This window comes from Acidimicrobiia bacterium, assembly GCA_041676705.1.
Lineage (GTDB): Bacteria > Actinomycetota > Acidimicrobiia > Acidimicrobiales > SKKL01 > Actinomarinicola.
In genome coordinates this window covers 226,232-247,414 of sequence record JBAYRL010000004.1, presented here as the reverse complement: position 1 = coordinate 247,414, position 21,183 = coordinate 226,232, and the positions used below count along the sequence as shown (strand labels likewise).

Below are 21,183 nucleotides of genomic sequence, written 5' to 3'. Positions count from 1 at the left end.
CACCAACCACCAAAACGGACAACTACTCTGCCCCACCCACCACCGAACCAAACACAAATGGTATAAACCCAACCAACCCCACCCACCAGGCGAACACCCACCAGAACCCCACCAAAAAGCCGGCTAACTGGCCCAACTGGCCCAACTGGCCACACAACCAGGCCAGCTATGCAGCCCAACTAGCTATACAACAATGTGCCGTCGTCGAGATCGGCGTTAGCTAGCACCTCGCGTTCCGCAACGTACTCGTGCATCATGATCCACGGTTGGTGTTCACCTTGACGGGCCATGAGGTGCATCGAGCGGGTGAGGTAACCGGGATTGAAATTTTCAGGATCGACCCAAGGCCCAAGTTTCATCTCCCGCTCATGTTCCCGTAACGCTGGTACCACGGCCGTGGCACCTTTGGCTTCCATGTGGCGGAACAAGCGACACACGAAATCGGAAATTATGTCGGCACGCAATGTCCAACTGGACCGGAAATAGCCAAACACATAGGCCAGGTTGGGTAGACCGGTAAACATAATGCCTCGGTAAGTAACCGTGTCGGCTAGGTCCACCTTGTTTCCATCTACCTCGAACTGAACGCCGCCTAACACCAACAAATCAAAGCCGGTGGCGGTAATAATCACGTCGGCCTCTAAATGATCACCAGATTCCAAAGCAATACCGGTCTCATCAAAATGTTTAATCTGATCAGTCACGACCGACGCTTTGCCTTCGCTGATGGTCTTAAACAAATCGCCGTCGGGGATCAACGCTAAACGCTGCTGCCACGGCCGGTACGACGGATTGAAATGCTTATCAACATCAACATCGTCCGGCAGCTGTGCCCGAGCGGCTTCTAGTAACTGCTGGCGAACCGCTTCGGGCTGCTCTTTAGCCATCTTCTGAAACACATCTGAATCGTGAATTCCTTTACGCCGCACAATTTCATGAATCCACTCTTCAGGAATATCTAGTTCACGCAGGCTGTCGGCCAGTTCATTGCGATTAGGCCCGGCCGAAAAGAAGGTTGGTGAACGTTGCAGCATGGTCACATGGGCACAATCATCGGCAATGTTGGGCACCAATGTGGCGGCGGTGGCACCCGAGCCAATCACCACCACCTTCTTACCCGATAGATCAATGTCGTCGGGCCAAAGCTGTGGATGCACGATCTGTCCACTGAAGCGATCCATGCCTTCCCACTCGGGTGTGTACGGCTGGTCGTGGTTGTAATAGCCCTGGCACATCCACACGAAATTGGCAGTGAAATTCACCGATTCGTTGGTCTTGGTGTTGTTGGCTGAAATGGTCCAGCGCTGGTCGTCACTAGACCACGAAGCGCCTTCAATTCGATGCGAATAATGGATGTACTCGTCGAGTTTGTTCTCTTCAATTACCTCATCAAGATAGGTGAGAATCTGTTCGGCTGAAGCAATGGGGTTTTTCAACCAAGGCTTAAAACGGTAACCCAATGTGTATAGAGAACTGTCAGATCGAATACCGGGGTAGCGGTGCGTTCGCCAGGTTCCACCGAAGTCGTCTTTGGCTTCCAAAATGGCGAATGATTTCTCGGGCATTTGATCGAGAAGGTGGTAGGCAGCCCCAAGGCCTGAAATTCCGGCACCTACAATTAGCACATCTACATGTGTGAGCTTGCGATCCGAGCCATGTGCTCGAGACTCGAGAAGCGTCATGAAATAGTCCCCCAAAATAGATTTATTGCCAGCATACTTATGGCAGATGAAGCCCTGCAAAGTAGTCTGTGAAATCTGCCACATCGTCTTTCGGGGCTCAAATTCCGTTTGGCGCTGAAGCCAGATTCTTGGCTACGGTGCCACGTTGTAGCAGGTCTACGGCAGTTTTACTGTGTTAATTTCCTGAGGGGGACAATTTAGTGAAGTTACGAACCAGGCCGTGGCTCGGCCTGATCGCCGCTATGTTGGCGTTGGTTTTAGTGGCCAGCGCTTGCGGCAACGATTCCAACGAGAACGGCAATAGCGCTAACAACGGTGATTCATCGCAAGGCTCGAACGGCAACAGTGGTTCAAACGGCGACAATGGCGACGGCAGCGATGAAGACCCCACGGCACCTGTCTACGGTGGTTCTATAACCGTTGGTTTGGCCGCGGAAGTACCAACTTGGACGCCAGGCGCGGGAAGCATGGGCTCGGCGGGTCTTTCGGTAGCGCTAGCCATTTACGATCCATTGGTTCAGGTAAATGCCAACGGTGAATTTGAAGGCTTCCTAGCCGAAGAGCTTGAGGCCAACGATGATGTCACCGAGTGGACGCTGAAGCTTCGAGAAGGCATCACCTTCGCTGACGGCACGCCACTTGATGCCGAAACGGTGAAATGGAACTTCGATACTTTGCACTTCACTGAGGGCACCCTCACCTATGGCACGCTGAAAACCGCCGGTGTTACGGGCATCGAAGTTGTCGATCCTCTCACTGTTAAGTACACCTTGAATGCTCCAAACGCTGCTTTCCCTGACCTGTTGCGTAACGCTGCGGGGTGGCCGGTTTCGCGGGAAGCTTATGAGGCTGACCCGGAAGGTTTCGGTTCAAGTCCTGTTGGTACTGGTCCTTTCGTTATGAAGGAATGGACCCGTGACGACCACTCGACCGTGGTTCGCAACGAAAACTATTGGTTGAAAGCCCCGAACGGCGATCAGCTTCCATATCTTGACCAGGTCACTTTCCGGCCTATCCCCGACGAAGACTCGCGGGTGCAGGGCTTAGCCGCTGGTGACCTGCAAATGATGCAGTCTTTCCGCGGTTCTAAGGTGAAGGAAGTGTTGGCTTTAGCCGACAAGGGCGGCTATTCCAGCAGCTTGTACGTTGGCAGCAGTTTCGCTGCTTCAAACCTCAATACCTTGGTGCCACCGCTAGACGATGTGCGTATTCGCCAGGCTCTCGCGTATTCCAGTGATGCCAACGCTGTGCAAAAGGTTCTTGGTGACGATGGCTTAAGCGATCCGGCTTTCGGCCTCTTTTCGAAAGACAGTCCTTGGTTCTCACAAAAAGTGAACGACGCCTACCCCGAAGCTGGGGGTCGCGACCTTGAGGCCGCCAGGGCTCTAGTTGATGAATATAAGGCCGACCCCAACCGCTCCGATGGGAAAGCGGTTGGTTCGAGCATCAACGTGGAATACATCTGCCCAACTGACCCCAGCCAAATTCAGCTGAGCGTGCTTTGGCAGTCATTATGGGGCGAGGTTGGCGTCGACCTTGATGTGAAACAGGTTGAAGAAACGGTGCTGGTGCAACGCATGGTTGGCTCCGCTGACCAAAATCCGCCATTCCGTGGCGAATACACCATCAGCTGTACGTACGCCGGTGGCGGCTTTGAAGATCCACTCACTCGTTTGCGTTCCTATTTTGGTCCGGTGGAAACTACGCCTGGCAACATCACCAACTACGTCGACCCTGAAATCGATCGTCTGATGGAAGAACTTGCCAGCAACACTGACTTCGCCAAGCGCTACGAAGTAGTGGAAGAGATCGGCATGATCCTGGCCGAGCAAGTGCCCATCATTTGGGGATCGCCGACCCCACGCGTGGTTGGCTATGTGGACAACATCCATGGGCTAACTGATTGGGTGCTTCCGAGTGGTTCGCCCGGTAACGGTACCCCGGAAGGCCATATGCGTTTCCACCAGGTGTTTGTTGCTAAGTAACAGTCCGCTGTAGTTGTAGCTTCTAGCTTGTTGCGACCTAAAGACCACTTGGGCGTGGCAAGCTAGCTACATGGCTAAAAATACAGCTACTAGTACCGCTAAACACGAATCACGACGAGCCAGCGGGGGCGCGGCCAAAGTTTGTGTCGCTCCTGACTCGGGTCGCTTCGAATCGTTACGAGAAGCAGTAGAAGATGCTGGCGGTACCTTGGTGCCAATCGAAGAAGCCGAAGCCCTGATCTGGGCCGACGCTGCCAATGTGGCCGCGATGGAGGAATACCTTTCACAAGCACCTAATCTGTTATGGGTTCAGCTGCCTTTCGCGGGCATCGAAAACTTCGCTCACCACCTCAATCCGAAATACACCTGGACGTGTGGTAAGGGCGTTTATGCCCGACCGGTGGCCGAACACGCCTTGGCCATGATGCTGGGCGGCATGCGAAACATCATCGGTTATGCCCGTCAAACCAAGTGGGGCCGGGGTGTAGGCATCAATCTTTTTGAAGCTAACGTTACGATTCTTGGCGGTGGCGAGATTACCCGCGAGTTAATCAAGCTGCTGCAGCCTTTCGATACCCAAATCACCGTGGTTCGTCGCCAACCCGAACCGATTGCCGGTGTTGCTCGTACCCTTCGTGGTGAACGTTTGAACGAAGCCCTCATTGATGCCGATGTGGTGGTATTGGCATTGGCATTAACGCCCGAAACCGAAGGCATTATCGGAGCTGAAGAACTAGCTCTGATGCCCGAGCACTCTTGGCTAGTGAACGTCGCCCGAGGTCGCCACATCGATACCGACGCCTTGGTGGCAGCGTTGCGTGAAAACAAAATCGGTGGCGCAGCCCTTGATGTCACCGAGCCTGAGCCACTACCTGAAGGTCATGCCCTGTGGTCATTGCCAAATTGTCTGATCACGCCACACACTGCCAACACCCCAGCCATGGGAATCCCATTATTGGCTGAACGTGTACGAGAGAACGTTCAGCGTTTCGCCAGCCAGCAGCCCCTACTGGGTGAGGTATTTTTGGAGTGGGGCTATTAGCGATAAAAGCCAATGGTCCGTTAAGGTCACGTGAAACCTGTCACAGTTCGGGTGGCACCACACCGCTTTAAGGGGGCCCATTGAAGGTTGCACTTAGTATCAAAGATTTCCTAGATCGTGCCGAGGCGATCTATCCCGATCGTGTTGCGGTGGTCGATGAAGACCAGCAACCGGCCAAGTCGTTGGGCTCACTTACCTTTGCTCAGCTGGGGGAGCATGCTCGAGCCTTCGCAGCTGGCCTCGACGCTTTGGGTGTTGGTGTTGGCGAACGAGTGGCGGTCGTGTCGCACAACTCGGCTCGACTCCTGACTGCTTTCTACGGGGCGGCTGGTTACGGTCGCATTTTGGTTCCCGTGAATTTCCGGTTGAGCGCGGCCGAAGTTAAGTACATCGTTGGCCATTGTGGGGCTTCGGTGCTGCTTATCGACCCAGAGCTAGAAGACGCCCTTGCTAACGTGAAGGCACCGCACCGTTTCGTTATCGGTGCCGAATCTGACGAAACACTCTTCCGCTTTGGTGAAACTCCTAAAGCGTGGGAAGCCGACGAGGACGCAACTGCCTTTATTAACTACACCAGCGGTACCACCGCTCGGCCCAAAGGCGTGCAGCTCACCCATCGCAACATGTGGATCAACGCCTCGATTTTTGGTTGGCACTTGGGTATCAACGATCGTGACGTTTACCTTCACACCCTGCCAATGTTCCATGTGAATGGCTGGGGAATGCCCTTTGCTACAACTGGTATGGGCGTGAACCAGATTGTGCTGCGCAAGGTCGATGGCAATGAGATTTTGCGTCGCATCGAAGAGCACCAGGTGACTGTCCTTTGTGGCGCTCCGGCGGTGGTGGCCGCGGTGTTGGAAGCAGCCGCCAGTTGGGATGGGCCAATTCCGGGTCGCGACCGGGTGCGAATTGTGGTGGCCGGTGCCCCGCCACCCTCACGAACCATTGAACGAGTTATTACCGAGCTGGGCTGGGAATTCACCCAAATCTACGGCTTAACCGAGACTTCTCCGGTGCTAACCGTGAACCGGATGCGCCAAGAATGGGATGACCTAAGCACCGAAGAAGCCGCCAAGAAACTAATGCGCGCTGGCAGTCCGGTCATTGGAACGCAGCTGGATATTGCGCCTGATGGTGAAGTGTTGGCCCGTTCGAACCACTGCTTGGAAGGTTATTGGGAACAGCCTGAAGCTACCGCGGCTGCCATTGTGGATGGCTGGTTTCATACTGGTGACGGCGGCTTCATCGATGACGATGGATATCTGAATATTTCTGATCGCAAGAAAGACGTCATTGTCTCTGGGGGTGAGAACGTCGCGTCGGTCGAGGTGGAAGACGCCCTGTTTTCACATCCTGCGGTAGCGGAAGTGGCCGTAATCGGAGTCCCTGATGAAAAATGGGGCGAAACCGTTAAGGCTTTAGTGGTGCTCTCAGCAGGTGCCACGGCTACCGAGCGCGATCTTATTGAACATTGTCGAGAACGTTTGGCACATTACAAGTGCCCAACTTCGGTTGAGTTTCGTGACGAGTTGGCCCGCACTGCCACCGGCAAGCTGCAGAAGTTCAAGCTGCGTGAACCCTATTGGGCGGGGCGAGATCGCCTGGTTAACTAGCTCAAGGTTCAAGAGCCAATAATCACACTTCGGAAATTCGCATTCACCCTCTTAGCTGCCAAGCTTAGAGGGTGATTCGCGTTAGTGACGTCTCGGTTGAGATAGGAGGAAAGCTTCTTAGCGAAGGTGTTTCTTTCGAGGTTCGTGCCAAAGACAAAGTTGGCCTAGTAGGTCGAAACGGTGCTGGCAAAACCAGTTTGTTTCGTACTATTGGCGGCGATATTCCGCCTAAGGCGGGCTCGGTAAAAATTGTTGGTGGCCTTGGCTATCTCTCCCAAGATCCTCGTACCGACCAGACCGATCCGGCGACTTTGGCCATCACCCATGTCCTGTCGGGCCGCGGTTTTGACCAAATGTTGCTGCGCTTGGAGAAGGCACGGCTTCAAATTGCCGAGAATCCGAGTGAAGCTAACGTGGCTCGTTACAGCCGTTTGGAAGAACGCTTCGCCCAAGAAGGTGGCTACGCCGCTGAAGCAGAAGCCAAGCGTTTAGCGGCCGGGTTGGGCCTTGAAACCGACCGTTTGGATTTACCGCTCAGTGCACTCTCAGGTGGTCAACGTCGTCGGGTTGAACTCACCCGAATACTTTTTGCTGGCAGTGACGTATTGCTGCTGGATGAGCCCACCAACCACCTTGATCACGACGCCAAAGAATGGCTGCTCGATTTCCTACGGTCTTATTCGGGGGCTTTGCTGGTAATCAGCCACGACCTCGACTTGTTGGACGAAGCCATAACCAAAGTGCTTCACCTTGACCGTGAAGGCGAAGACACGCTGGGCAAGCTGGTGGAATATAAAGGCACCTATTCGCAGTATCTCTCGGCTAGGGAGAAAGACGAAGAGCGTTTAGCTAAGGTTGCTGCTCGCCAGGAAGCCGAGATCAAGAGGCTTTCCACCTTGGCCGACAAGATGCGTTATCAGTCCACCAAACGGGCGCGCACGGCCAAGTCGCTTGATACCAGAGTGGCCAAACTTGAAACGCAGCGGGTAGAAGGACCGCAGAAACGACGGGTTTTAGACTTCGACTTTCCGGTGCCACCGCCAGCTGGACGCACGGTGTTGGTTGCCAACGATCTGGCGAAATCGTACGACGACCTGACCGTCTTTATCGATGTCACCTTCGATCTAGGTCGTGGTGAGCGTATTTTGGTGATGGGCCTTAACGGGGCTGGTAAAACCAGCTTGTTGCGAATCTTGGCGGGTGTTATTGAACCAGATTTGGGAAGTTTCGAATGGGGTCACAACGTCTCAGTTGGGTATTACGCCCAAGAGCACGAGGGCATCGAGGCTGGTCGCACGCTACTTGACCATATGCGTGAACAAGCAGGCCTGGACGATGAACAACTACGCCGACTGCTAGGTATGTTTGGCCTTTCGGGTGACAAGGTCTTTCAAGATGCTGGCACCTTATCGGGCGGTGAAAAAACGAAGCTTGCACTGGCGCAGTTAGTGGCTGGGCGGCACAACGTGCTGCTGCTTGACGAACCTACCAACAACCTTGATCCAACCTCACGGATAGCTACTGCCAATGCCTTGGCTGCATGGCCGGGAACTATGATTATCGTGAGTCACGACGCCGAGTTTGTGCGTGAATTGGCACCGCAGCGGGTACTAATGATGCCAGAAGCCCAGCTCGATTATTGGAACGAAGAACTAATCGAGCTGGTGGAACTGGCCTAACACTTCTGGCGCCGACGATGGTCTCACACCGTCGACAAACTGAGCCCGCGACCGTTGATTCAGTAACGCAAGATCGCCGACATCGCGCGACGGCCGGGGACAGCATGTGATGGCAGCGAATAGACGTCGCCACCGTGGGCGAGCGTGTTTACGGCGGCGGCATCAAGGGCCTCGCAAGCTGAAAATTCGTTTTCAGTGCCGAGAACGACCATGGGTGTGCCCTTTACGTTTACCGAATCCCAACATGATGGCTCAACGGAAAGAAATAGGGTGTCAACACGGCCTTCAGCGGCGGCCGCTTCAACCTCGTGAGCATCGACTGCTGTCTTGCCGGTACCGTTCAACTCATCGAAACGGTTGATCGCGCCTTGGCGTTCTTCCTCAAGATACTTCTCGATGATGGGCCAAACAGCGGCATGAATTTCTTCCTCAGACATCGGGTCGGGATTGCTTTGGACGGTGTCGGCTAACACTTTGGCATAGGTGTTCTCTGCTCGATATGCGCCCACCATTCGCGGCAAGCCAACCAGCACTACGGGCAGGTCTTGATCAACCAAAAACTTGGCCAGACCATGGGCCACAATGTCGAGGAATTGTTGGATTTGGTCTTTCTTAAAGTCATCATCGGCTGCGCCGTGTCCATAGAAAACAGCCCGGGCACGCCCACCTGAAACCGGGCGCGTCATGGTGTCAGAACGTGGTTCCGGCGGCTCAATTACCTCACGCAGACTAGTGGGAATGTCATCTAGAATGACTTGCTCTAAACCGTGGCCGGTACCCGCTAAAACCCGTACCAAACGCTGGCTAACAGTGAGTACCAAGAAACGATCATCGGTGGTCACATAACGCAAAAGTGGGCTAACGACCACCTTGTCGCCAACCGCCGCGATTTCAGGAACTTGGAGGGGCATTCTTAGAGTTTTTTCCCAGCCCGGACGTAGGAACATGGCCAGCCCATCGCCCATGTATTGCCATTCCATGGTGGAGTTTTGAAGTGCGCGGGCAGGCCCTAATAGGGCATCAATGTCGGGGCGTCGCAGGCCGGTTTGGGTAAGGCCCGCATCAGCGGCGTTGACCAGATTCTTCCAGCGTTTAGCGTCGCCGTCGACGCCAGGACCGCTTCGGTGGGTGGGCATGTAGAGAGAAACGGCAGGCCCGGCCTGATTCAGGCTGGTGATTGTGTCGATGTCGGCTTGGGTAGGTAGATCCATGTCAACCTCTCTTCCTGATAAGTAAGAAATTCTAGTGCTTAGCGCTTCACGCCGATGTCGACCCCTCGTCGGAGCGAAGCGAAAAAGTCGTTCCCTTTGTCGTCTACCACTATGAAGGCTGGGAAGTCTTTAACTTCGATGCGCCATACCGCTTCCATGCCCAGCTCAGGGTATTCAAGGGTCTCAATTTTGGTGATGCAGTCTTTGGCTAGTCGTGCCGCTGGTCCACCGATAGAGCCGAGGTAGAAACCACCGTGGCGTTTGCAGGCGTCGGTGACGGCTTTCGAGCGGTTTCCTTTGGCTAACATCACAAAGCTTCCTCCGGCGGCTTGGAAGCTATCGACGTAGGCGTCCATGCGTCCGGCTGTGGTTGGACCGAATGAGCCCGAGGCGTAACCTTCGGGGGTTTTGGCCGGGCCAGCGTAATAAACCATATGGTCACGCAAGTATTGGGGCATTTCTTCGCCCGCATCTAAACGCTCTTGAATTTTGGCGTGTGCGATGTCGCGCGCCACCACCATAGGTCCCGACAACGAGAGGCGGGTCTTCACCGGGTACTTGGAGAGCTCGGCTCGAATGGCATCCATGGGCTGGTTTAAGTCGATCTGCACCACATCGGTGCCCTCTAGATGATCGTCGGTGACTTCCGGCAAGTACTGTGCCGGGTTAGTTTCAAGTTGTTCGAGGAACACCCCTTCGGCGGTGATTTTGCCGATGGCTTGTCGGTCAGCCGAGCAAGACACGGCGAGGCCAATGGGTAAGGAAGCTCCGTGGCGTGGCAAGCGAATCACCCGTACGTCGTGGCAGAAATACTTGCCGCCGAATTGGGCACCGATCCCGGTTTCTTGGCTAAGGCGCAGAATCTCGGCTTCGAATTCAAGGTCACGGAAACCGTGGCCAAGGTCGCTGCCACTGGTCGGCAGGGTGTCGAGGTAGTGAGCCGAGGCTAGCTTGGCGGTCTTCATCACAGCTTCGGCGGAAGTTCCGCCAATAACTACGGCGAGGTGGTATGGCGGGCAAGCGGCCGTACCCAGATTGCGAATTTGTTCGTCTAAAAAGGCCAGTAGTTTAGTGGGGTTTAGTAGGGCTTTGGTTTCTTGGTATAGAAAGCTTTTGTTGGCCGAACCGCCACCTTTTGCCACAAATAAAAATTCGTATTCATTGCCAGCGGTAGAGTAAATCTCAATTTGTGCTGGCAGGTTAGTACCCGTGTTTTTCTCTTCCCACATGGTGAGGGGTGCCATCTGCGAGTAGCGCAGATTGGAGCGGGTGTAAGTGTCGTACACACCGTGGGCGATGGCTTGTTCATCTTGGCCCCCAGTTAGCACCAGCTCGCCCTTCTTGCCCATGATGATGGCGGTGCCGGTGTCTTGACACGAGGGCAAAATTCCGCCCGCTGCAATGTTGGCGTTCTTTAGCAGGTCAAGCGCCACAAAACGGTCGTTGGCTGAGGCTTCTGGGTCGTCCAAAATCGAGGCCAGCTGACCAAGATGGTCGGGCCGCAATAGGTGGGCGATGTCTTTCATCGCCGTGGCTGCCAAAAGACGGATTGCTTCGGGGTCAACTTCTAAGAAAGTGCGCCCGGCCGCCTCGATGGTTCGAACGCCTTCGGTGCTTAGCAACCGGAAGTTTGTTTCGGCTGGTGCGGTGGGTAGCAAGTCGGTGTAAATGAAATCGCTCACAGTAGAAACGGTACTTAAGGTGCCGCGTTGTGGCCACTGGAAAGCCACCAGAATCAACTTATTGTGACTTAAGGCGGAAACGATGCGTCAGCGACTCGGGCGGTCGCTAGGCTCGAAATATTGAATAACCCGAACTGCTAAGGAGCGGCCGATGAGTGACCAGTGGCGTATCGAACACGATTCGATGGGCGAGGTAAAGGTTCCGATCGAAGCTAAATGGGCCGCTCAAACTCAACGCGCTGTTGAGAACTTTCCCATCTCAGGTTTAACCATCGATCCCGGCTTGATTCGGGCTTTGGCCATGATCAAGGCCGAAGCGGCGGTGGTGAACGCAGCAAGCGACGAGGTGCCAAGCGTTACGAACGAGATCGCCGACGCCATTAGCGAGGCTGCCAATGCCATCGTGGATGGGGCGTGGCACGACCAGTTCCCCATTGATGTTTTCCAAACCGGTTCGGGCACCTCGTCGAACATGAACACCAACGAGGTCATTGCACATCTAGCCAACGAGGTGCTTGGTGAGGGTACCGTTCATCCGAATGACCATGTAAATGCCAGCCAATCTTCGAATGATGTTTTCCCCTCGGCCATCCATGTGGCGGTCACGGAAGCTGTTTTGAATGAAGTGATTCCAGCTTTTGCGCAGCTGGCGGGAAGCCTACGGAACAAAGCGGAAGAGTTCGCCGCGGTGGTGAAGTCGGGCCGTACTCACCTAATGGACGCCACTCCGGTGACACTTGGCCAGGAGTTCGGCGGGTTTGCCGCACAGGTGGAAGAAGCCATCGAGCGTTTGGAGTCTTCGGCGGCGCGAGTAGGCAGGTTGCCTCTTGGCGGCACGGCGGTCGGTACCGGAATTAACGCTCCACATGGTTTTGGTGCAGCTGTCATTGAGCGTTTGGCGCAGCGCACCAACTTGCCCCTATCGCCAGCCCCCGATGCTTTCGCGGCCCAGAGCGCCCGCGATGCTTTGGTTGAGGTATCGGGACAATATCGGGCGGCGGCCGTGGCTTTCATCAAGATTGCCAACGATCTGCGCTGGATGGGGTCGGGACCGCGCACCGGTCTTAGCGAAATTCATATCCCCGATCTGCAACCAGGCTCTTCTATCATGCCCGGCAAGGTGAACCCTGTTATTGCCGAAGCGGTGACCCAGGTAGGGGCCCAGGTGATTGGGAACGACGCCGCGGTGGCCTTTGGCGGTTCACAAGGCAACTTCGAGTTGAACGTTTATTTGCCGATGATGGCGCGCAACATGTTGGAATCGGGCCGTCTACTGGCCAATGTGGCCAAGGTGTTTGCAACCCGCATGATTGACGGTATCGAGGCCAATGTCGAGCAATGCCGCACGTATGCCGAATCGTCACCTTCGATCGGTACTTCGCTGAACCCTTACATTGGGTACGAGCGTGCCGCCGAAGTGATTAAAGAATCTACGGCCACTGGCAAGAGCATCCGCGACATCGTGTTGGAACGTGAGCTGCTCACCAACGAAGAGCTGGACAAAGCCCTCGACGTCATTTCCATGACCAAGGGCGGGATTATCAAGTAGCCCTTAGGCTATTGGGCTGGCTGGCCTAGGTTTGGCGTGGTGTTACGCGCCTAGGTTCCAGCCGGCCTATGTACAAACCGGCTTGGCGTTAAGCTGGTTTAGGTTTCGGCCAGAGCTGGGCTGCCCGGGTAGGGGCGGGGGTCAGAGCCACCCGGTACATGCGGTGCGCTCCAGTGCAAGCGCAATGCCAACCGTTTGGTCACGTCACGCCACTCAAGTGGATTCCAACCTTCGGCTTTGCCAACGATGGAACCTTCTTGGGCCACGTGAATCAGCGCTGGCAATGATTCCAGTTCAGCAGCTTTCACAAAGGCACGGTCGGGGTCACACAGCACAAAGAATTCTTTGGTGATCGGACCTAAAAACGCTTTGGCTTCCTCGTCGTCGCCCGCCACAATTAGCGTCACGCGAACGTCGGCTGGACGGAAATGTTCTAGAACTCGACGGGCTGTGTCGAGAATCCAGGCACTTTCGTGTGTGTAGGGGTCTAACACGACAGCCGCAATTGGAAAGTTGGTCAGCCATTCACCAAGCGGTCGGGCATCGTGGTCGATGGGCTTTAGCTGAACGTCAAGAGGGACTTGGGTGCTCACATTGGAAGAAGATAGTCCGCATAACGCCTCAGACTCGACCCGAGACTAGATTGACTCCTATCGTCAAGTGATAAACCACCTCAAAACTGGAGATTAAATGCGTAGCGCCAAGGACTTTTTTCAACCGCTGGCAGTAGGGGCGCCAACCCCAGTTCGTGAGATCCCTTTCCGACCTTCACGGATGATTCACTTCTTCCCTGCCGCTAACCCGAAGATGGTGGCCAAAGCCGGTGATATGGCTGATCAGGTGGATATTTTGTTGGCGAACCTGGAAGACGGGGTTCCGGCTAGTGACAAAGAAGCAGCGCGTGCGGGCTTGCTAGAGGTTGGCAAGGCTTGGGATCGAACCGATACTCAGCTTTGGACCAGAATTAACTCGCTCGACTCGCCTTGGGTGCTTGACGACCTGACGGCGATTGTTTCTGAAATTGGCGACAAAATTGATGTGATCATGGTGCCCAAGGTGGAGGGTGCCGAAGACATTCACTACATCGACCGACTCTTGGCGCAGCTTGAAGCTAAGGCTGGGCTAACCCGCCCGATCTTGGTGCATGCCATTTTGGAAACTGCTCGGGGCATGAACAATATCGAGGAAATCTGTGGCGCTTCTCCTCGGATGCAGGGCATGTCGCTTGGCCCGGCTGACTTGGCTGCCAACCGGCGCATGAAAACTACTCGGGTGGGTGGTGGCCACCCCGGTTATTTGGTCCGTGAAGATGCCAATCCAGATGATGCTGACGCTCCCCGGGCAACTTTCCAACAAGACCTATGGCATTTCACTATTGCTCGCATGGTTGATGCTTGTGCCGCGCACGGCATCTTGCCTTTCTACGGGCCTTTTGGCGACATTTCTGACACCGTGGGCTGCGAAGACCAGTTCCGCAACGCCTACCTGTTGGGCTGTGTGGGGGCATGGAGTTTGCATCCGGTTCAGATTGGTATCGCCAAGAAGGTTTTCAGTCCCGATGCCGCCGAGGTTGAGCACGCCCAGCGGGTAATTGAAGCTATGGGTGACGGTACCGGTGCTGTCATGCTCGATGGGAAGATGGAAGATGATGCTTCAGTCAAGCAGTGTCACGTGGTGCTCGATTTGGCCAAAGAACTGGCCGAACGTGACCCCGAGCTAGCCGAGCTTTACGGTTTCTAGGAGATCCAGCTAGTGACAACTCAAAATTATCGTCCTCGCCGTTCGGTGCTCTACATGCCAGCGGCCAACGAACGGGCGTTGGAAAAAGCGCAAACTATTCCGGCTGACGCTCTGATCTTCGATCTGGAAGACGCCGTGGCACCCGATGCTAAAGAAACAGCTCGTAGCCAGGCTGTGGCGGCGGTCGAATCGGGAGCATATGGTGCGAAAGAGCTAACCATCCGCTGTAACGGACTCGACACCCCTTGGGGTGGGAATGATATTGCCGCCGCGGTGGCTGCCAAACCGGCGGCCATTGTTATTCCGAAAGTTTCCAACGCTGCGGTGCTGCACGAAGTGGCCCGCCAAATAGAAAATGCCGACGCCGCAAGCAACACCACCATTTGGGCCATGGTCGAAACACCACAAGCCATGTTCAACGTGCGTGAAATCGCCGGGTTTGAACGGGTAAGTGTGCTGGTAATGGGCACCAATGATCTTGCCAAAGAGCTACATGCTCAACTTGTCGCTTCACGTGCCCCGCTTTATCCGCACTTAGCAACCGCCTTATTAGCGGCTCGCGAAGCTGGCAAAATCATTTTGGATGGCGTATACAACGACGTTCGCAATGCTGAAGGTTTCGAAGCCGAGGCTCGGCAAGGTTTCGAAATGGGTTTCGATGGTAAGACGCTGATTCATCCTTCCCAGGTCGAACCCACCAACGAAATTTGGGCCCCCACCGAAGACGAAATCGACCTAGCACGACGTACCATCGAAGCGTTCAATGAGGCTGAAGCTGAAGGTCGTGGGGTTATCACCGTCGATGGTCGTATGATCGAAAACCTTCATGTTGATAATGCTCGCCGTACATTAGCTACCGCTGAGGCCATTGCGGCACTTGGCTAATTCGCTTCTCTAGCTGGGAATCTGCCATGCATCCCATCGAACGTCTTAGGTATGTGGCTCGCGCTTCGGGCGTGGGCCACGACCTTCTAGCTCGTGAAACCGCCGGGGCTCTGGCTGCTTTCAGTGACGACCCTGCCGGGTTGGTTACGGCTTGTCGTCGCATTGTGGCTCGTCATCCCACTTCAGGGCCGATGTGGTGGCTAGCTTCTCGGGTGCTGACTTCGGTTGAGCCCATGTACGAGGCTTGGCAAGCCGTGGAAGAACTGGCCGACGACCCGACTCCGAATGAGCTTCTGCATTCCCTGGAAGCTGACTTAACGGTGGCGGTGTTGGGTTGGCCTGAACTGGTGGGCAATGTGTTGCTTCGCCGTGGAGATTTGTCGGTCTACGTGGTGGATATCCACGGTGAAGGGACCGGACTAGCGGCTCGTCTGGCTTACAGCGACATCGAGGTGGCCGAGGTGCCAGCAGTGGGGTTAGGTGCTGCAGTAGCTGATGCCGATTTGTTGCTGCTTGAAGCTTCGGCCATTGGACCAGACCAATTCTTGTCGATCGCCGGGTCTATCGCCGCCGCTTCGGTGGCGAAAACAGCTGGTATTCCGGTTTGGCTGGTGGGTGGTGCTGGGCGACTAATGCCGAAGCGGGTGTGGGAGGCGCTGGTGTCGTTTCTACCGCAGGACGAACCGTGGTACGCCGATGATGAGGTGGTATCGCTCTCACTCGTTGATGCCATTGTGGGGCCCGTCGGCCCTGAAGGTGTGGCCGAGGCGCTGCTTCGCACAGACACCCCGGTCGCACCTGAACTTTTCGTTCGCCTCTAGCTAGTTGCCTGTCAAACGCAGGGTCAGCTAGCCGCTTGAGCGTCAGCAACTAGGCGTCGGGCAATAACCTTGAGCGCTAAGGTTTCATCGGCACCTTCGAAGATGGAAAGCACTCGGGCATCTACGAAGTAGCGGCTAACCGGGTATTCTTCGGCGTAACCAAATCCACCGTGAATTTGCATGGCTTCACGGGTCACCCACTCGGCGGCCCGACATACATAGGCCTTCACCATCGAAGCTTCTAAGCTGCCTTCACCGTTGGCCATCATGTGAGCAACAGCGTATGAGAATTGGCGGGCGGCCTGGATAGTGGCTGCCATGCGGGTGAGTTTCACCTGGGTTAGTTCGTAGTCACCTACTGGCTGACCAAACACCTTGCGGTCATTGGCGTAAGTTACCGCTTCTTCATAAGCCGCTTGCATTACGCCCACAGCTCGGGCCGCGGTCTGTAGACGACCGTTTTCGAAACCCGACATTTGGTAGTAGAAACCGCGGCCTAAGCCACCTTCGCCACCAACCTGGTTCTCGGCTTTCACAAACCAGTTATCAAAGGCGATTTCGTAGGAATGCATGCCCCGGTAACCAATGGTGTCAATCGGACGGCCTTCCATTTTGCCACCGCCAGCGGCACCCCCTTCAGCACCGGCTTCCTGAATGAATTCGAAACCTTCGCCTTCACCAATTTCTTTGGGCACACAAAATAGGGTCAAACCACGGTGGGTCTTGGAGCGGTCAGGGTCGGTGCGAGCCAAAAGCATCAATACGGTTGCCCGGGCCCCAAAGGTGCACCAGGTTTTAACACCGTTGATCAACCAGCCACCTTCGGTGGGTGTGGCGGTCACTTTAATGTTGGCCACATCCGAGCCGTAGTCGGGTTCGGTTACCGCAACCGCCGCCATGTCTTCGGCCGAAGCTAGTCGGGGTAGCCAGTATTGTTTTTGTTCTTCGGTACCGCCGGCTTCCAACGCCCGAGTCAGAATTTCGGGCCGGGTAATGAGTGAACCGCCAGCACCCAATGAACCGCGTGACAGTTCTTCGGTGGCCACCACCATACCCATGTAGTCACTTTCGGTTCCGGTGGCGAAACCGCCATATTCTTCCGGTACCGACATAGCGAAACCACCCATTTCGGCCAAGCCCGAGATGATTTCTTCGGTGATATCACCGTTGGTGCGGTGGATGTGTTCGGCCACCGGAACAATCTTGTCCTCGGCAAAACGGCGGAAGGTGTCTTGCACCATTTCGAAGTCTGCGTCGAGGTGGTTGGGCCCGGCTTGGCCCGCTAGACCCGCTAAAAACTTGGGATCACGATGCTCAGCTACAAACGCCCGTGTGGAATCGAGAGCATCGGCACTAATGCCCCACACCCTTTCGCGTCCAAAGAGCTTGCTGGCCAGCTCGGCAATAGCGTCGGCGATGAATGCGGTGGTGAGCCCAGCCTCAAGCGTGCCTTTGGCCCCGTATTCGAGCATGGCCCGACCGGTGGCCACCGCTGAGGCAGCATGGGCAAGGTCGTAGGCCAAAACTTGGTCGTCGTCTACGTTCCCAGTAGCGGCAAGGTGAGCGGTGGCGGTGGTAACTACCTCGTCGGCAGCGTCGATGGCTGCGCGAGCAGCGTCGAGATCAGGTGCGGTCATGGCACAAGATTACCGAAGGGGCCCTCGACTTGTCAGTCTGGCACTAGGGCTTGCGCGCTGGAGCTGTTATGAAGCGGTGAGGAAGTCAATAATTAACTTGTTCGCTACTTGGGGCTGCTCAACCAGCATGAAGTGCCCCGCGTTTCTAATAACTTGAAAGCTTGAGCCGGAAACGTTGAGTTCGGCCTTGGCCCCCTCGGCCACTTCTAGGCCCACACAGCCGTCGTTCTCGCCGTGAAGATACAGCAGTGGCTGACCGGGAATGGTGCCACCGGCACTTTGTGCCGCCGCGTACGTTTCGCTACGTGGACCATCGCCGAGGGTGGCGCGGTAGTAACCCAAGGCCGCTGCCAGGTTGGCCGGATCGCTAAGCGCCCCTTTTACCTTGGCGATATCTTCGGTGCCGTCGAAGCCAGGCGACCAGTCAGACCACAAGCCATCAATAAACGCCATGTCGTTGTGGGGTACCACCAGATCGGAAAGGGCATGTTGAAAAAAGAACATGTACCACGACCGTTTAACCTGGGTGTAGTCGAAGAACGCGGCGCCTAGACCACCACCGGGCGGAACCGCAGCTCCTACCACCTTTCGCCAACGTTGCGGTTGGTAATTAGCGGCACCGTAGGCGGCTGGTGCTCCCCAGTCGTGCCCAATGATGACTGCCGATTCGTCGCCACCTAATGCTTCATGTAAGGCGCAGGCATCTGCCGACAGAGCCCCGGTTTGATAAACCCCATCACTAGGAATTTCCGTGGGTGAATAGCCACGCATGAAGGGGGCCACCGCTCGAAATCCAGCTTCTGCGAGGTCGATTAAGAGGTGGCGGTAGGCCCAAGCCGTGTCGGGAAAACCGTGCAGACATAACGCCAGAGGTCCTTCACCTGCGCTTAGGTAAGCGAACTCTAGAGTCTCGGTCGCGATGCGCCCTTCAGTAATCTTCATCACACAAATCTAGGCTGGTTAGACCCAAATTGTAATTTGAGATTTAGGTCACATTGGTTGCCCAGCTGCGCGTCGAGCCAGTTACGCTTCGTAGTTCGGGAAGGGGGGTTAGGCACCTTTGGCCAACGTGACATTTTACGGTGTTAGGGGCTCTACGCCCTGCCCAGCACCCGAGAACATACGCTTTGGTGGCAATACCGCTTGTGTCGTAATCGAGCGTGACGGTCACAATCCGATCATTCTCGACATTGGTACTGGCTTGCGTTTTTTTGGTGAGTCTTTGCCTCATGATGGCAGCTTTCGAGGCAGTGCTTTGGTCACGCACATGCACTGGGATCACATTCAAGGCTTGCCGTTCTTCGTACCGATTCTGCTGCCGGGCGCAGCGTTCGACATCTATGGGCCAATCTTGGAAGGCGGCGAGACCCTAGAGCACGCCTTCAGCGACTTCATGCGACCGCCGTATTTCCCGGTCACCATCGCAGATTTGAAGGGCAAAATCCGTTTCCACGGCTTAGGTGCAGAAACACGTCTCATCGAAGGTGCCACCGTCACGGCGCGACCAGTTCCTCACAAGGGTGTGACTAATGGGTACCGCGTTGAGTTTGAAGGCACCGTTTTGGTTTACATCAGTGATCATCAACAGCCCTTACACGATGAGAAACACGTTGACGACGCGGTACTCGAGTTGTGTCATGATGCTGATGTTTTAATTCATGATGCTCAATACACGGCGGCCGAATTCACCCAAAAATACGATTGGGGCCATTGCACCATCGATTATGCCCTTGAAGTTGCTCGACAAGGCGGGGTGAAACAACTAGTACTTTTCCACCACGATCCTGCCCACGATGACCGCTGGCTGGCAGCTATCGAACAAGAAGCAGTGGCCGCGGCCGCTGGAGAGTTCGAAGTAATTGCTGCCTATGAAGGCTTGGTGCTCAAGTACCCCTAACTAGCAGCGCTAAGGTAGAACCCAGCTAAACCCGCACGTTTGGCACCAGTTCTGGCTAGCCTCATGGCCGTGATTATGCCCGAAGAATTCCAGATAACCGAGCAGAACTTTCGTGACACGCTGAGCTATTACCCAACTGGGGTCTCGGCAGTCTGTGCTCTCTGGGATAACCAACCCGTTGGCATGACCATCGGATCATTCTTTTCCATCTCTCTAGATCCACCGTTGGTGGGTCTCAGCGTTCGTCAAGGTTCTGGTACCTGGCCCAAAATCGCTGAAGCCGGGGTTTTCGCGGTCAACGTGTTAGCCGAGAACCAGCGCCATATCGCCGCAGCGCTAGCGGCTTCAGGCGACGACAAGTTTGGAGACATTGGTTGGCATTCGGGCGTGACTGGGTCTCCCTTGGTCGAGGGCTCATTGGCGCATGTGGAATGCGTAATCGATCAGACTTTGCCCGTTGGCGACCATTGGATTGTGGTTGGTCGTGTAGTTAATCTCGACACGCACCCCGAGGCAGACCATAAGGTTGAGCCCATGTTGTTTTACCGCCGCGGTTACGGAACCTTCGAGGAGCGAAGCTGATATGGCTATTTATTCTTTAGGTGAGTTGGTTCCGAAGATTGACCCCACGGCTTACATCCACCCCGAAGCGGTGGTGATAGGCGACGTGACCATTGGGGCCGAGTCGAGCATCTGGCCGGGGGCGGTGTTGCGTGGCGACGATGGTGGCATTTTCATCGGGGAGCGCACTTCCATCCAAGACGGCACCGTGGTGCACACTACGCCCATGTTCCCTACTCGGGTGGGCAACGATTGCGTGGTGGGCCACATTGTGCATCTGGAAGGCTGCATTATCCACGATGGAGCATTGGTGGGCTCGGGTTCAGTGGTTTTACATAACGCCCATGTGCATTCCGGTGCAATTGTAGGTGCCAACGCCGTTGTGCCTAACCAGATGGTGGTGCCAGCAGGATCGATGGCTTTGGGGGTACCCGCCAAAATTCGACCCGACGCTGCTGATCCGCTGCACATAACCGCCGGGGTGGAATTCTATGTTCAGCGGGGCAAGCGTTACGCCGCAGAGCTTAAGCGCCTCGACTGAAATAGCGCGGGGCACGGTAGCCGGGCCCGATTTGGGGTCGCCCCGACTTGGCCGTCCAGCGCCATTGAACCGATATCCGACCACCAGTGGGCTTTGAAACGCCTGGCACGCCGTGGAGCCAGTTTTCCTGGCAAGCGCCGCCCATCACAATTAGGTCGCCTTCGCCGGGGGCCAAGTCGTGCAGAGCGGCAGTGGAAGTATTCGAAGTGGATGAAGCATGGCGCGGGCTCAAGTGGAATGGTCGTCTGGCGCCCAGAACTAACAGGGCGATTACCGTGCGGTCTAGCCAGCGCATGTCACGGTCGCGGTGCATGGCAAGCAAGTCATTTTCATTGCGGTAATAGCTAAGGGCATAACCGGTGAACTGAATTCCGTAGTGGTGCTGAAGTTTCCGCCAGGTCGTACGGATAGCATCGTGCGGAATTTCACTGTTCGAGCGTGAGCTTGCACTTAAGCGTCGTTCGGGAATGTTTCGTTCATAACGGAAGACATTTCCTTGATACCAATCGGTTTGATCCCGAACCGTTTCAAAGACTTCCTGAGCATCGGCGTTAAGGTAGGTCAAGAAGTTACGCGCGATGTCGACCCACGAGTTTTCGTCGAGTTGAAGGCGCTCAAAGGGCATTGCGTTGGCGCTTGAGAGGGGGCTTGCCAT

18 protein-coding genes are annotated in these 21,183 nt (G+C 55.4%); 11 read left to right on the top strand and 7 right to left on the bottom strand.

What is annotated here, in order from left to right; all coding sequences use genetic code 11:
• Positions 1-179 precede the first annotated feature (179 nt).
• Complete coding sequence (locus tag WC184_08740; protein ID MFA7477969.1) at positions 180-1,682, bottom strand: NAD(P)/FAD-dependent oxidoreductase; 1,503 nt, start codon at positions 1,680-1,682, stop codon at positions 180-182.
• 200 nt (positions 1,683-1,882) lie between these two features.
• Here WC184_08740 and WC184_08735 point away from each other — a divergent pair, with 200 nt between their 5' ends.
• The 4 genes from WC184_08735 to WC184_08720 all read left to right on the top strand — a co-directional run bounded on the left by WC184_08735 (position 1,883) and on the right by WC184_08720 (position 8,004).
• Positions 1,883-3,667, top strand: a complete 1,785-nt coding sequence (locus WC184_08735; GenBank protein ID MFA7477968.1) for an ABC transporter substrate-binding protein — start codon at positions 1,883-1,885, stop codon at positions 3,665-3,667.
• A 70-nt stretch (positions 3,668-3,737) separates the two neighbouring features.
• Positions 3,738-4,709 carry a D-isomer specific 2-hydroxyacid dehydrogenase family protein gene (locus WC184_08730; GenBank protein MFA7477967.1) on the top strand — a complete coding sequence of 324 codons (972 nt, stop codon included), beginning with the start codon at positions 3,738-3,740 and terminating at the stop codon, positions 4,707-4,709.
• Positions 4,710-4,789: 80 nt separating this feature from the next.
• Entirely contained in the window at positions 4,790-6,325 is a 1,536-nt protein-coding gene (locus WC184_08725; GenBank protein ID MFA7477966.1) for an AMP-binding protein, read from the top strand.
• Positions 6,326-6,396: 71 nt separating this feature from the next.
• Entirely contained in the window at positions 6,397-8,004 is a 1,608-nt protein-coding gene (locus WC184_08720; GenBank protein MFA7477965.1) for an ABC-F family ATP-binding cassette domain-containing protein, read from the top strand.
• A gap of 59 nt (positions 8,005-8,063) precedes the next feature.
• On the opposite strand, the gene WC184_08715 is transcribed toward WC184_08720, so the two are convergent.
• Entirely contained in the window at positions 8,064-9,215 is a 1,152-nt protein-coding gene (locus WC184_08715) for a hypothetical protein (protein ID MFA7477964.1), read from the bottom strand.
• Positions 9,216-9,253: 38 nt separating this feature from the next.
• Positions 9,254-10,897 (bottom strand): fumarate hydratase, encoded by a 1,644-nt coding sequence (locus WC184_08710; protein MFA7477963.1) that lies wholly within the window; start codon positions 10,895-10,897, stop codon positions 9,254-9,256.
• A gap of 151 nt (positions 10,898-11,048) precedes the next feature.
• Between WC184_08710 and WC184_08705 the strand changes: the two genes are divergently transcribed.
• Complete coding sequence (locus WC184_08705; GenBank protein ID MFA7477962.1) at positions 11,049-12,446, top strand: class II fumarate hydratase; 1,398 nt, start codon at positions 11,049-11,051, stop codon at positions 12,444-12,446.
• A gap of 98 nt (positions 12,447-12,544) precedes the next feature.
• On the opposite strand, the gene WC184_08700 is transcribed toward WC184_08705, so the two are convergent.
• The gene (locus WC184_08700; GenBank protein ID MFA7477961.1) at positions 12,545-13,039 is read right to left on the bottom strand and encodes a hypothetical protein; all 495 of its coding nucleotides are present in this window, start codon (positions 13,037-13,039) and stop codon (positions 12,545-12,547) included.
• 97 nt (positions 13,040-13,136) lie between these two features.
• Between WC184_08700 and WC184_08695 the strand changes: the two genes are divergently transcribed.
• The 3 genes from WC184_08695 to WC184_08685 are packed head-to-tail and all read left to right on the top strand — an operon-like array spanning position 13,137 to position 15,892.
• Positions 13,137-14,186 (top strand): CoA ester lyase, encoded by a 1,050-nt coding sequence (locus WC184_08695; GenBank protein MFA7477960.1) that lies wholly within the window; start codon positions 13,137-13,139, stop codon positions 14,184-14,186.
• Between the two features lie 12 nt (positions 14,187-14,198).
• The gene (locus WC184_08690; GenBank protein ID MFA7477959.1) at positions 14,199-15,071 is read left to right on the top strand and encodes a CoA ester lyase; all 873 of its coding nucleotides are present in this window, start codon (positions 14,199-14,201) and stop codon (positions 15,069-15,071) included.
• 26 nt (positions 15,072-15,097) lie between these two features.
• Entirely contained in the window at positions 15,098-15,892 is a 795-nt protein-coding gene (locus WC184_08685; GenBank protein MFA7477958.1) for a hypothetical protein, read from the top strand.
• 23 nt (positions 15,893-15,915) lie between these two features.
• On the opposite strand, the gene WC184_08680 is transcribed toward WC184_08685, so the two are convergent.
• Positions 15,916-17,529 (bottom strand): acyl-CoA dehydrogenase family protein, encoded by a 1,614-nt coding sequence (locus tag WC184_08680; protein ID MFA7477957.1) that lies wholly within the window; start codon positions 17,527-17,529, stop codon positions 15,916-15,918.
• Between the two features lie 66 nt (positions 17,530-17,595).
• The gene (locus tag WC184_08675; protein MFA7477956.1) at positions 17,596-18,471 is read right to left on the bottom strand and encodes an alpha/beta hydrolase; all 876 of its coding nucleotides are present in this window, start codon (positions 18,469-18,471) and stop codon (positions 17,596-17,598) included.
• 127 nt (positions 18,472-18,598) lie between these two features.
• Here WC184_08675 and WC184_08670 point away from each other — a divergent pair, with 127 nt between their 5' ends.
• From WC184_08670 to WC184_08660, 3 genes are all read left to right on the top strand, one after another.
• Positions 18,599-19,426 (top strand): MBL fold metallo-hydrolase, encoded by an 828-nt coding sequence (locus WC184_08670; GenBank protein ID MFA7477955.1) that lies wholly within the window; start codon positions 18,599-18,601, stop codon positions 19,424-19,426.
• Between the two features lie 75 nt (positions 19,427-19,501).
• Positions 19,502-20,008, top strand: coding sequence for a flavin reductase family protein (locus WC184_08665; protein MFA7477954.1), 507 nt, complete (start codon positions 19,502-19,504; stop codon positions 20,006-20,008).
• Position 20,009: 1 nt separating this feature from the next.
• Positions 20,010-20,528, top strand: a complete 519-nt coding sequence (locus WC184_08660; protein ID MFA7477953.1) for a gamma carbonic anhydrase family protein — start codon at positions 20,010-20,012, stop codon at positions 20,526-20,528.
• On the opposite strand, the gene WC184_08655 is transcribed toward WC184_08660, so the two are convergent.
• Entirely contained in the window at positions 20,512-21,183 is a 672-nt protein-coding gene (locus WC184_08655) for an alpha-ketoglutarate-dependent dioxygenase AlkB (GenBank protein MFA7477952.1), read from the bottom strand. The genes WC184_08660 and WC184_08655 overlap by 17 nt on opposite strands.